The organism is Bacillus sp. LL01, from assembly GCF_001037965.1.
The window spans coordinates 53,639-67,079 of the sequence record NZ_LFEL01000008.1 but is presented as its reverse complement, the minus strand read 5'-3'; the positions used below and the strand labels follow the sequence as shown (position 1 = coordinate 67,079).

8 protein-coding genes and 1 riboswitch are annotated in these 13,441 nt (G+C 47.9%); of the genes, 4 read left to right on the top strand and 4 right to left on the bottom strand.

Going from position 1 to position 13,441, the window contains the following annotated elements:
• Window positions 1-128 precede the first annotated feature (128 nt).
• Window positions 129-773, top strand: coding sequence for a hypothetical protein (locus AB685_RS19360; RefSeq protein WP_047972250.1), 645 nt, complete (start codon window positions 129-131; stop codon window positions 771-773).
• A 50-nt stretch (window positions 774-823) separates the two neighbouring features.
• Here AB685_RS19360 and metH read toward each other — a convergent pair whose 3' ends face one another.
• From metH to AB685_RS19340, 4 genes are read right to left on the bottom strand one after another with little or no spacing between them, the layout of a single operon-like run.
• Window positions 824-4,291, bottom strand: coding sequence for a methionine synthase (gene metH, locus AB685_RS19355; RefSeq protein WP_047972249.1), 3,468 nt, complete (start codon window positions 4,289-4,291; stop codon window positions 824-826).
• The gene (locus AB685_RS19350) at window positions 4,284-6,143 is read right to left on the bottom strand and encodes a bifunctional homocysteine S-methyltransferase/methylenetetrahydrofolate reductase (protein ID WP_047972248.1); all 1,860 of its coding nucleotides are present in this window, start codon (window positions 6,141-6,143) and stop codon (window positions 4,284-4,286) included. The genes metH and AB685_RS19350 overlap by 8 nt, the downstream gene beginning before the upstream one ends.
• Window positions 6,127-7,329, bottom strand: coding sequence for a cystathionine beta-lyase (gene metC / locus AB685_RS19345; protein ID WP_047972247.1), 1,203 nt, complete (start codon window positions 7,327-7,329; stop codon window positions 6,127-6,129). Before metC ends, AB685_RS19350 begins: the two co-directional genes overlap by 17 nt.
• A complete protein-coding gene (locus AB685_RS19340) occupies window positions 7,326-8,444 on the bottom strand; it encodes a methionine biosynthesis PLP-dependent protein (protein ID WP_047972246.1) in 1,119 nt (372 codons plus the stop codon). Before AB685_RS19340 ends, metC begins: the two co-directional genes overlap by 4 nt.
• 281 nt (window positions 8,445-8,725) lie before the next feature.
• Window positions 8,726-8,846, bottom strand: a riboswitch (SAM riboswitch).
• A gap of 625 nt (window positions 8,847-9,471) precedes the next feature.
• Here AB685_RS19340 and cydD point away from each other — a divergent pair.
• The 3 genes from cydD (at window position 9,472) to AB685_RS32415 (ending at window position 13,151) form a co-directional block, all read left to right on the top strand.
• Window positions 9,472-11,205: a thiol reductant ABC exporter subunit CydD gene (cydD, locus tag AB685_RS19335; RefSeq protein ID WP_047972245.1), complete on the top strand. Its 1,734-nt coding sequence runs from the start codon at window positions 9,472-9,474 to the stop codon at window positions 11,203-11,205.
• Complete coding sequence (gene cydC / locus AB685_RS19330) at window positions 11,202-12,926, top strand: thiol reductant ABC exporter subunit CydC (RefSeq protein ID WP_047972244.1); 1,725 nt, start codon at window positions 11,202-11,204, stop codon at window positions 12,924-12,926. Before cydD ends, cydC begins: the two co-directional genes overlap by 4 nt.
• A 102-nt stretch (window positions 12,927-13,028) precedes the next feature.
• A complete protein-coding gene (locus AB685_RS32415; RefSeq protein WP_277814299.1) occupies window positions 13,029-13,151 on the top strand; it encodes a hypothetical protein in 123 nt (40 codons plus the stop codon).
• Window positions 13,152-13,441 lie beyond the last annotated feature (290 nt).

The window sequence follows — 13,441 nt, the reverse complement described above, 5'->3', positions numbered from 1 at the left end:
AGCCGTTTTTTTTATAAGCAAGTATTCTCAAGCAACTCCCCTTCTCCATAAATTAGCTCTCAATCAAAAGGTATTTTACCATTTTTATAGAAATAGGTTCCAATGAGAAAAAAGAAAGCAGGTACTACATGTTCAAAAATAAACCAGCCTTATATGTTTCTGTATTATTGATTCTTATCGCGATGATTATGTCCTTTCCTTTTAAACTTAGTGCACCATATGGACCTGAGCTGACTGTTGTATTGGGAATTCCTACCCGTACGGTGGAAGGGCCGGTTTATTTTGGAATGCTTATCATATCCATTCTAATCCTGGGGCTGGTCTTTTTGGGGCGGGCTATGAAGAAATATCGTGGTCGCGCTGTCCTATTGGCAGTTCTTTTATTTGTATTTGGGCCGTTTAAAATTGCAGAGACATACCAGAATACTTTTGCTTCGGGCATTGATGCGATTTCCTATGATCGAGAAAAGAGCAAGTGTACCTATGAGTCTATGGATAGAACATCCGTGATGACAGTTCACTGTGAACTATATTTTCAAAATCATAGCGAGGAGGATGTGACATTCATGCTCACTTTTTATGAAGAGGAGCATGCAATTTGGTCACACTATCTGAACAATGAAGGTCCATTAGAGGTGACCGTCTTTAAACAGGACCGGAATCCAATAATCGTGAAGCGAGAGCTGAAATTAGAAAAGGAGCAACTTTTTTCCGGATCGGATAGTTATTTCAGCGTCATTTTGGAAGCCGAAGGAAAGAAGCGAACCTTTTAATCAAACGTTCGTTCAAAAAAAACCCCACGCAGCCACGTGGGGTTTCTCATTTACAACACATTAAAATACCTAGCCTCCGGATGCGCAAACACAATCGCCGACACCGATGCTTCCGGTTCCATCATGCACCCGTCCGTCAATTCCACTCCGATATCCTCCGGCTGGATCAGCTTGAACAGCTTCTGCTGGTCATCCAGATTAGGACACGCTGGGTAGCCGAACGAGAAGCGCTGGCCTTGATACTTGGCAGAAAAGCGTTCCTTCATCGTAGAGCTGACCGGATCTGGGAAGCCCCAGCGATCGCGCATCTGCTGGTGGACGAGTTCTGCGAGGCCTTCCGCAGTCTCGAGTGCCAACGCCTGGAGAGCATGGCTTTCCAAAAAGCGGCCTTCCTTTTTATAAGCGGCACCCAATTCGCGAATTCCCCTCCCGGCAGTAACCGCAAACAGTCCTACATAGTCCATGACGCCACTTTCACGAGATTTCACATAATCGGATAGACACAGGTGAGGTGCTTTTTCCTGCCTCGGAAAATCGAACTGCTCAATCACCTTGGACGTGTCGTCCGGGTCGTAGATGAATAAGGTATTACCTTCCGATTGGGCCGGGAAGTATTGGTACACTGCAGCAGGAGTGATCAGTTTTTTCAGCTTCGCTTCTGTTAACAGATGATCCACGACCTCTTTCACCTGCAAGGTGCGTTCATCTTTCTCTGCAATCAACTTCTCAATTTTCCCCTTCACCCCAAGATGGTGGCCGATCAACATCTGCATATTAATGTATGGCTCCACATGGGATACCGAAATATTCCGTAGCAGATGGCGCTTCGTATCGCTCGGTGTAAATACACGAACATCGCGAGATACATTGGAGCGGACCTTTACCGCCGTCGCTACGGCAGAATCTGCAACCTCACCGACAGGTTTTAACGCCTCCGCCTCACTCCGCTTCTTCCGCTTCTCTGCCTGTTCGGTAACCAACACCTCCAACTCTTCTGGTGAACGGAGCTGGTTGGCCAATGACAAACCGTTCATCGCGTCCTTTGCGTACAAGACAAGCCCTTCATATTCCTTCGAGATCTTGTTGTCCGTAAATTTCCGGGATAAAGCAGCCCCTCCCACTAAAATTGGCACCGAAATTTCCGACTGCTTCATATCCTGCGCTGTTAAAACCATTTGTTGGGCGGATTTCACGAGCAGTCCGGACAACCCGACGATATCCGGTTTTTCTCTTTTGATTGCCTGAATCAGATCAGTGGAGTTGACTTTAATCCCCAAGTCCACCACATCAAAGCCGTTATTGCTCAAAATGATGTCGACCAGATTCTTCCCGATGTCATGAACGTCCCCTTTGACGGTAGCGAGTAGGACCTTTCCCTTAGAGGAGGAGGTATCATTCGCTTCCATGTGCGGCTCTAGGAAAGCAACGGACGCTTTCATAACCTCTGCGCTTTGCAGAACTTCCGCGACGATCAGCTGGTTGTCGTTAAACAGTCGGCCGACTTCCTTCATCCCGTTCATCAGGGGGCCATTGATAATCTCGAGCGGGGCTGGGTAAGCTGCCAAAGCAAGCTCAAGGTCAGGCAGAAGCCCCTCTTTTGTTCCTTCCACTACATAGTAGGCGAGCCGTTCTTCAAGTGGCATATCGGGAATATTCGATTTTGTCTCTTTCTTTTTCCCGCGGTAAAAATCAGTGAATAATGCCAGAGATTCATCCGTTGTTTTAAATAGCAGCTTCCCGGCCATCTCGATTTCTTCTGCTGGGATGGAGGCGAAACGCTCCAACTTTTCCGTGTTAACAATCGCATAATCAAGGCCGGCTTGTGTGCAATGATAGAGATACACCGCATTGAGCACTTCACGGCCGACCGGTGGAAGACCGAATGAGACATTGCTGACACCAAGTATCGTCAGACAGGAAGGAAAATGTTCTTTTATCAGACGAATTCCCTCGACGGTCGCATTGGCTGAACCGATATATTGCTCGTCACCAGTACCGACAGGGAAGACGAGTGGATCGAAAATGATATCGGTAGGAGAGACTTTGTATTTGTTGACGAGCAAATCATACGAACGCTTGGCAATCTCAAGCTTCCTTTCGGCGGAAACACCCATTCCTACCTCGTCAATCGTCCCGACAACAAGTGCCGCCCCGTATTTATGAACCAAAGGAACAATCGCTTCAAAGCGCTCCTCGCCGTCCTCGAGGTTGATGGAATTAATGATCGCTTTTCCTTGCGAGTACTTCAAAGCGGCCTCGATGACCTCTTCGTCCGTGGAATCGATGACAAGCGGTGCCTTCACTTTTTTCACGACCTCTTGTACAAAAGCTTCCATGTCCTCGAGTTCATCGCGATCAGGATCAGCAAGGCAGATATCAATGACGTGAGCGCCACCTTTGACCTGTGCACGTGCCACTTCGGCTGCCTCTTCAAACTTTTTCTCCGCTATCAATCTCTTAAACTTACGGGAGCCGATGACATTGGTTCGTTCCCCGACCATGATTGGACGTAGGGAAGGGTCGTCATAGATGAACGACTCAATCCCTGATACGCTATGGTAGTCGGAAACGGTCGTAGTTCGCGGTTTGAAACCCTTCATTGCATCCGCAATCGCACGGATATGGTCTGGCGTCGTTCCGCAACAGCCTCCGACAATATTCAGCCAGCCCTGCTCTGCAAAGCCGGAAAGCTTGGTGGCAAGGGACTGGGGCGTTTCATGGTAATGACCTTCCTCATCCGGCAAGCCGGCATTCGGATAGCAGCTGACCGCACTTTTGGACAGGTTGGAAAGCGTACGGATGTGATCCTGCATGAACTCAGGGCCTGTCGCACAGTTTAGCCCGACCGCAAGAGGCTTCATGTGCTCCACCGAAACGTAGAATGCATCAATAGCTTGCCCGGCAAGGGTGGTTCCCATCGGTTCGATGGTGCCGGAGATGATGATAGGAACAGTGACACCCGTTTTTTCAAAAGCACGCTGGATGCCAAGGAACGCGCATTTCACGTTCAGCAAGTCCTGGCTTGTCTCCACTAAAAGACAGTCGGAACCGCCATCTAACAAGCCGCGCGCCTGTTCCTCATAGGAGGAGGTCAATTCGTCAAATGTTGTTCCGCCTGTAACGCTCAGTGTCTTCGTTGTTGGACCAATGGAGCCTGCAACAAAGCGGGGCCACTCCGGGGTGGACACTTGTGCTGTTGCCCGTTTGGCGATTTCCGCTCCCAATCTATTGATCTCATAGGCTTTGTAACCTAGTTCATATTCATCAAGAACAAGATCGGTCCCGCCAAAAGTATTGGTCTCCACGATATCGGCACCTGCGTTCAAATATTCCACATGGATGCGTTCAATGACTTCGGGTACGGTGATATTCAAGTTTTCGTTACAGCCGTCGTATTCCTCGCCGCCAAAGTCATCGGGCGTGAGATTTGCTTGCTGCAGCATCGTTCCCATGGCGCCGTCCATGATCATTATTTTCTTTTGTAGTTGCTGTTCTAGTAATGTGATAGGTTTAGACATTTTGAACCCTCCTGGATGAATGGAACGGACCATATTTTTTTGCATAGGTGGCAAGCTCTACTGTTAGTTCATAGCGCATGAACGGTGTAATCAGGTAGATGCCATTGAATAGTTCAAGTGCCACATCAAGCAAACCCTTCGCAATGTTCAGCCCCTCAAGGCTTGCCTGTTGCGGGTCATTTTGGTGACGATTCATCGCCTCAAGCACCTGTGGAGTCAGCTTGATTCCCGGCACCTCATGGTGAAGGAAATTCGCATTCCTACTGCTGATCAACGGCATAATGCCAATGTAGATTGGAGCATCAATATGTTTGGTAGCATGATAGACTTCAAGTAATTTTTCCTCTGAAAAGACGGGCTGACTAATAAAGTAGTCTGCGCCTGCTTCTATTTTTTTCTCAAGACGTTCGACCGCCTTATCGATGACGCGGACGTTCGGGTTGAAGGCAGCTCCGACAGAGAAGTTGGTTTGTTCGCCTAGCTCTTTTCCGGAAAGGGAAACTCCTTGGTTGAACTGCTTGATCATATTGATCAGACCGAAAGATGTCACATCATAGACGGAGGAGGCGCCGGGAAAATCGCCAACCTTCGTCGGATCGCCGGTCACTGCCAGCACATCGTGAATGCCAAGCTGGTGCAGTCCCATCAGATGGGATTGCAGGCCAATTAGGTTGCGGTCGCGGCAGGTGATATGAATGAGCGGCCTCAAGCCGATATCTGATTTGACGATGGAGCCGAGGGCCGTATTGCAGACCCTTGGGGAGGCAAGGGAATTGTCCGCTAACGTGAGAGCATCGATGCCCGCATCCTTTAATGCCTGGGCGCCACTCATGAATTTCTCTGTGTTCAATTTGCGTGGAGGATCAAGCTCCACGATGATGGATTGCTCCTTTTTTGCCTTTTCAAAAATAGGTGTCGGCACGTTCTTCTTTTGCGAAGGGATGATAATTTTTCGTTCTTTTCGCTTGACCTGCTTCTCTTTTAAAGGAGCCACATCACGAAGCGCCTCGGAGAAAGCCTGGATATGAGCGGGCGTCGTCCCGCAACAGCCCCCTAGCAATCTCACGCCCTGGTCCCGAAAGGCCAATGCCGTTTCTTTAAAATATTCCGCGTCACTCTCGTACTCGAGCTTCCCATCGACATAGGAGGGAAGACTAGAATTCGGGTAGGCGGAAAGGTAGGCATGTTTTGGAATCGATACCTCCTCAAGCGTTGAAATCATATGATACGGGCCCAAGCGGCAATTCAGCCCGACAATATCAGCACCAAGTGATTCCAAACGGTTCAGGGCATCCGTGATATGCACGCGATTTTGTAAATGGCCGACCTCCTGCAGGGACACCTGAGCGATGATGGGCAGGTTCGTTTCTTTTCTGGCAATCTGGAGAACTGTCTCCAGCTCTTCAAGGTCATAGAAGGTTTCTAGTAGGATGCCGTCCACCCCTTCAAGCAGCAGGCAGTAGAGCTGCTCGCGGAAGGTGCGTTTGATTTCCTCAAGTGGGATGGCTTCAGGTTTAATGGCACGGATGCCGCCGATGGTACCGACCACATGGGCATCAGGGTGATCTGCCACCGCTTTTTTGGCTAGCCTGACCGCTGCGCTGTTTATCTCTTTCACCTGATCCTGCAGACCGTAGCGCTCCAGCTTATGGTAGTTCGCCGCATACGTGTTCGTCTGGATGAGGTTGGCACCCGCATTTAGATAAGCCTTATGGATGTTGTAGATCTGGCTCGGATGCGATAGATTCAGCTCTTCAAAGCAACAATCCGAGCCGAAGGAATAGAGGAGGGTCCCCATCGCGCCGTCTGCAATCAGTATTTTGTCTTGCTGTAAACTATCTAAGATTCCCATGATACACCCTCCGTTGTTCTTGGTTTGCGCTTCTTGTTGTAGCTATAAGTTGTAATGCCTGTTCAAAGTCTTCTATCAGATCATCCGCACTCTCTAGACCAACTGACAGGCGGAGCAGAGAGTTCGAGATGCCACGTTTCAGCCGTTCTGCTTCAGGCATAGCCGCATGGGACATTTTCGCCGGGAAGGAGAGAATCGATTCCACAGCCCCTAAGCTAACGGCAAACACAGGGATCTCCACCTGACCAACAAATTTCCGCAAGTCTTCCTCGCTATGCAGTTCAAATGAAAGTACAGCCCCAGGTCCTTGCGCTTGCCTGTGTTGTAGCGTGAAACCTGGATGTGTCGTCAGGCCTGGAAAATACACGTTCTTCACGGCAGGGTGCTTTTCTAAGTAACTTGCTATTTTATATGCTGATTTCTGAGACTGCTCAAGTCTTACGTGCAACGTTTTCAGTCCTCTTAAGACAAGCCATGCATCTTGAACACCTAGTACGGCCCCGAAGGAATTTTGTAAAAAGGCAAGCCGGTCGGCAAGGATCGGATCCTTTGCCACCGCAAGGCCTGCCACAACATCGCTGTGTCCGGAGAGGAACTTCGTTGCGCTGTGAAGGACAAGATCTGCTCCGAGATCAAGCGGCTTTTGTAAGGCTGGCGTTAGGAAGGTATTGTCCACGAACGTCCATGCTCCCGTTGATTTGGCTAGGGTGGAGATGGCCGTGATGTCCGTTACCTTCAACAGAGGATTCGATGGCGTTTCCACGTAAAAAAGCTTGGTGTTGGGCTGTATGGCTGCTTTCACTTTATCCAAATCAGTCATATCCACAAAAGAATGCTCCACACCGTAGCGGATCAGCACCTCTGATACCATCCGGTAGGTGCCTCCATACACGTCTTCTGAAATCAGTACGTGATCTCCTTGTGAGAGAAGGAGGAAAGCAGTCGAGATCGCCGCCATTCCGGATGAAAAGGCAAAGCCTCTCGTTCCTTCCTCCAAATTGGCGATCGTTTCTTCGAGGGCCTCCCTGGTCGGATTCGCAGAACGTCCATAATCATATTTGCCAAAGGAATCGATATCAGATTGATGGAAGGTGGAAGCATGCTGGATTGACACACTGACCGCACCATTGCTCTTGTCAAACTTATGGCGATTGTGCAACAGCTTCGTTTGAAAAGAATGGCTCACGATAGGACCTCCTTTTGGATGGAAGCGGCCTTGAGCGCCTCCTCTAAATCTCGGATCAAGTCTTCTGCGTCTTCAATGCCAACAGAAAAGCGCAAAAGCCTGTTGCATACACCGGTCTGGATGCGAATCTCTTCCGGTATGTCCGCATGTGTCTGGGTGGCTGGATACGTGACGAAGCTTTCCACACCGCCAAGGCTTTCGGCGAAAGTGATGAGGGTGAGATTCTGAAGCAACGGGTTTACCCACGCCTCGTCTTGTAAGCGGAAGGAGAGCATGCCTCCTCTTCCCGGATAAAGTACATCTGTGATGGCATCGTGCCGGCTAAGGTATTCCGCGATCCGCTTCGCATTCTTTTCATGCCGTTCCATGCGAAGGGATAGGGTTTTCATCCCGCGGATCAAGAGCCACGAGTCGAATGGACTAAGCACCGCTCCCGCTGCGTTATGATGAAGGGCAAGTGATTGACAAAGCTCTGCGCCTTTTGCCACAATGAGGCCTGCAAGTACATCATTATGCCCGCCAAGGTACTTGGTTGCACTATGAATGACAATGTCTGCGCCTAATCTAATGGGGTTTAATAGAACAGGAGTGTAGAAAGTATTGTCACAGATTAGAAGGATTCCGTGTGCTTTCGCAAGCTGGGAAACGGCTTCGAGATCTGTTTCTACCATCAGGGGATTTGTTGGAGTCTCCACAAAAATGGCCTTCGTCTGTGGAGTGATTGCGTCTTCGATTTGTGAAAGGTCGGTCGTATCCACATAGCTACAACACAGTCCCCATTTTTTATAGCCTTCTTCAAAAAGGCGGTACGTCCCGCCGTACAGATCTTTGCACACGATGAGGTGGTCACCGGATTTGAACAGGGAAAGGATTGTCAGGATTGCCGCCATGCCGGAGCTACAGGCAAACCCTTGGTCGCCGCTTTCCAGGTCCGCAATCGCTTTTTCCAACACATGGCGCGTGGGATTTCCGGTTCTAGTATAGTCATATCCTGTCGATTGTCCGATGCCCTCATGGCGATAGGCAGTGGAAAAATAAACAGGCGGATTCACGGTTCCAGTGGCAGTCTCTGATCTGTTTCCAATTTGCGCAAGCTTCGTTTCCGTTTTATACATGAATAGGCCTCCTATATGTGTAAGTGACGATTTCTTTTAGCCAGAGGGAAGGGGGATTCTGTCTCCCCCTGTTGCTTGAAGTGCAAGGTGTGAGACTCCTACGGGGGAGAAGCGACAATCTTGAGACCCCGCAAGGCATAGCCCGAGGAGGCTCAAGGTCGCCCCGTGGAAAGCGAACACCTGAAGCGGAAAGCAACAGGGGAGTTTTAGAGATACGAAACGGCTGAATAAAAAGAAAAAGCCTTCTATAAGAAGAAGACTTTTCCATTGAAAGTACATTCTTCTCATCTCTGTAAGCATCACAGCTCACTGGAATTAGCACCTTTTCAGCGTCCGTTTAATCGAGCGCTGCTGGTTGCTGAGGTGTCTTCGGGCCATTCCCTCAACCTCTCTGGATAAGAAAGTTCACTATTTAATTTTCTGAACAATTTAATTATTGTACTAATTTACAACAGGTGAGTGTGAAATGCAATGTTTTTTTCTGGATGAATTAATTTTATGCGGTGAAGGGATGGGGTAGAAGTTGTCGGGTTGGAATTTTTGTACTTACTAAATAGTTTCGCTCTTTATTGAAAATTTGCTTTGTATAGTGGATTTTACTTCTAATCCCTTCACAATAAAGCAATCCCTTCACTACTTCGTTCAATCCCTTCACAAAGAGTACCATTCCTAATAGATAGGAGGTCATTGATGAGCTTCAAAAATCTAATCCCGTCACAAGAGAAGATAATCCCTTCATAACAGGTAAAAATCCCTTCACATCTCCGAATAATCCCATCATAACGCAAAATAATCCCGTCACATGAAAAAAGGACAGTTTCGTCTCCTGACAAATTCGTTACTTTAATAACTGAAGAGGGAAAACATAAATATGTCATAAAATGGTCAATCCCTAAACAGGAAATTCCACCGAGCATGTTATATAATGTTAACCATATAGTTTGTGAAATTATTCACTAACTTTTACTGACTACAATAAAAATCCGATTTTCACTAACAACCAAAGCGAAAAGAGGGATTCAACTATATGACTGATTTAAAAACGATTGCCAAATCACATAGAGGCACAAGAATGACACTGATTTTAATCGCCCTCCTGACAGGAGCGACGGTCATCGGGCAAGCGTATTTCTTCGTCACCATCGTTGATCGCGTGTTCCTAAGGGGCCACACTTTCCAAGAAATCCTGCCTTTCCTTGGCGGGCTTCTAGCGGTATTGGCTGCAAGAGCGGCATTGACCTATTGGAGTGGGCTTACCGGCGTGAAGCTTGCGGCAAAAGTAAAACGCGAATTCAGAATTGCCCTGCTTCAGAAATTTTCCAACAGTCCGGTCCAAGCTTCCCTAAAAGGCCAATCTGGCCAAAAGGTAAGCGTCATGATGGATGCGGTGGATGAAATTGATCCGTACTTTAGCAGGTATGTGCCACAGGTCATCCAATCGAGCATCATCCCGATCATGATTTTGATTGCGGCATTCAGCCAGCATGTGAATACGGGACTGATAATCCTAGTTACAGCGCCTTTCATTCCCATATTTATGATTGTCGTTGGCTTAAAAACGAAAAAGAAATCCGAAGAGCAGATGGATAAACTGAACGCATTTTCCGGAACGTTCCTTGATACCTTGCAAGGACTGACGACGTTAAAACTTTTCGGTCGCTCGGCCAAGCAGCAGGAAACAATCGCAAAAAGCAGCTTAAGTTTCCGAGATGCGACGATGGAAGTGTTGAAGATTGCATTCCTTTCATCCTTGATGCTTGAATTCATTTCCATGCTTGCCATCGGGTTGATTGCGCTTGAAGTAGGCTTGCAGCTTGTTGTTTTTGAAAATGTCACGTTCTTTACAGCTTTTTTCGTACTGGTATTGGCCCCTGAGTTCTATTTGTATCTGAAGGAACTTGGGAGCGCCTTTCACACGGGGCGGGGAAGCATGGGAGCAGCGAAAAAAGTGACAGATGAGCTTGCAGAAGAGGAGTCTCCGATTGAATGGGGAGACGCTTCCCTTCCAACAGAAAACGGTCCGCCTTCTATCCAATTGAAAAATCTTGGCTTCCGCTATGGGGAACAAGGCTTTGCCGTAAATAATATCTCAGTGGATATTCCGCCATATACGCAGCTTGCCTTGATTGGACGAAGCGGTGCTGGAAAATCGACATTGCTTAACCTCATGGCAGGGTTGATTCGCCCGTCAGAAGGCGAAGTGTTGGTAGATGGAAAGCCGCTATTTGAATGTGAAGAAAAAGCATGGTTTGACCGTGTGAGCTATATCTCGCAGAATCCCTATCTTTTTTCTGGAACAATAGCAGATAATATCGCTATCGGTGGGAAAGCGGAAGCGACACAAGCAGAGATAAGAGACGCTGCGGAGAAAGCTGGAATTCTGCCGTTAATTGAATCTTTACCAAATGGTTTCCAAACGAAAATAGGAGAAGCTGGTAGGGGACTTTCTGGAGGTGAAAAGCAGCGATTAGCGTTGGCGCGTGCCTTTTTGAAAAAGCCGTCGGTTATCCTGTTTGATGAACCGACCACAGGGCTTGACCTACAGACGGAGCGAATATTGCAAGCATCTATGAGGGAGCTGGCCAAAACATCGACGGTCATCACCGTTGCCCACAGACTACACACAATTAAACAGGCAGACTCCATTCTGCTCTTAGAAGCCGGCAAGCTACTTGCCAAAGGAACACATGAGGAGCTGGTGGAAGCTGAACCGGCTTACCGTGAAATGGTGTCTGTCCAGCAAGGAGGGAACGCAGGATGAGAGAGTTAGCACATGTAGTGAAGCTAGTCATGTTGGAAAAGAAAGATATACTTCTTTCCATTTTGCTAGGATTCTCAGCAGGGATTACGGCTGTGGGGCTGTTTGCCTCCAGTGGTTTTCTCATTTCCAAAGCGGCCCTTGCTCCGCCGATCTATACCTTGACCGTGATGATTGCAGTGTTGAAGCTCTTCGGTTTTGCGAGGGCATTCAGCCGCTATGGGGAGAGACTATACTCGCATAGGGCGACCTTTACGATTTTAAGTAATCTTCGTGTTTCTTTTTATAAAAAAATAGAGCCGCTTGCGCCACAGATATTTCAGAAGTATCGCAGCGGCGATTTGCTTGCACGGATTGTGGGGGACGTGGAGAGCTTACAAAATTTCTTTCTGCGCGTGTTTTACCCACCGATTGTGCTGGTTCTTGTCTTTTTAAGTACGATATTCTTTATTACGTTTTTCTCTTTCTATTTAGCATTAGTGATATTCATCGGATTGATTTTGACAGGGTTTGTGGTACCGGCTATTTTTGCGGTTGGCCAACGTCGATTGCAAAATCGTGTCAGAGAAGAGAGAGGATCGCTTTCTACAGAAGTGACGGAACTATTTTACGGATTCCGCGATTTAAAAATTTGTCAGCAGCTGGAAGATAAGGAAAAACTGTTGGCTGATGCTGCAGAGTCTTATGTGGCGGAGCAGGAACGCGAGGGAATGCAGGCGATGTTCAATCAATCGGTGAACACGTTTATCACCTTGCTCGTTTCATGGACCTTGCTCGCAATTGGCGCATATTTGACCGTGGAAGGACAGTTTGAAGGGCTGTTCCTCGCGATGCTTGTGATGATTTCATTGACTGTGTTTGAAAATGCTGCGCCGATGGCTGTTTTCCCGAATCACTATGAGGACAGCAGGAGGGCGGCAGCTAGACTGGATGACGTGGTAGAAGGGGAATCGCCGCTTGTGGACGCGAAATCTGCGACAAGTGTGAGATTACCTGTGCGGCAGGCGTTTTCTTTTGAAATGAAGGACGTCAGTTTCCGTTTTCCGGGAGAATCCCGTATGACTTTGGACGGGGTGAATATCCTTCTAGCTGCAGGTTCCAAAACGGCAATTGTGGGTCCAAGCGGTTCCGGTAAATCTACGTTATTACAGTTGCTGCTGAAAATCTACGAGGTTGAAGAAGGGATTGTCTCGTTGGATGAGTGGGACTATTCTGCAGTGGACCAGGAGGACCTGTGGAGTGTGGCGAATGTCGTCCTGCAGGAAAATCACTTTTTCTACGGCACGATCAGGCAGAATCTTGCTCTTGCCAAGGATGGACTGAGCGATGAGGAGATGCTGGAGGCATTGGGCGCGGTGAAGCTCGACGGATTTTCCTTGGATGCTGAGGTACTGGAGAAAGGCGAGAACCTTTCAGGCGGGGAAAAGCAACGCCTTGCCATTGCCCGTGCATTGTTGAAGGCGGAACGTTTGTGGCTCTTGGATGAACCTACTTCCTCCGTAGATGCTGTAACGGAAGCAGCAATTTTTGAAGAGCTTTTTGAGAAAGCTGCTGATGATACTTTAGTACTTGTGAGTCACCGCCTGACCGGTTTGGAGAAGATGGATCAAATCATTGTCATGGAGAACGGGCGTGTCGTGGAAGCAGGGACATTTGATGAGTTGATGAGTATGCAAGGGTATTTTTATGAAATGAAAGAGATTGAGAAAAGTGTGTTTATGTAGGTGATTAGGCTTTGGCCGTCCGGCCGTCTGGGGATAGAGTGTGGTGGTCCCTGGGCGGCTTTTTGTTTTTAGTTTTGGTGGCGAGGGAGGGGGCAGAGTGAAATGTCCGAAGTTTTGGCGATCTTGACCGAAGATTTCGAAAAGTTGACCGAAGAATTTGGAAACTTGTCCGAAGTTTTGAGCTACTTGACCGAACGCATTTTTCAAATGTCCAAACGACCCTAATCTTTGTCCGAACATACCCTTGTAAATGTCCGAACCAACGCAAGAGTTGTCCGAATGCTTTTTCACAAGCTCAAAATGCATCATTTTCCGATTGAATTTCTGCAAAATCAACGAGGAAGCAAAAGTTCAAAAGACCAATTTGCTAGGCTCTTTTCTCGAAGGTTGTTGCTATTCACTTGTAAAAAGTCGGCATTTGGGACTTTTTACTGCTTATCTTTTCTAAAATTAGCATGCAAGCTATCCTGTACAGCCGGGAAAAGAGCACGACAGAAAGAAATATTACGGTTGGT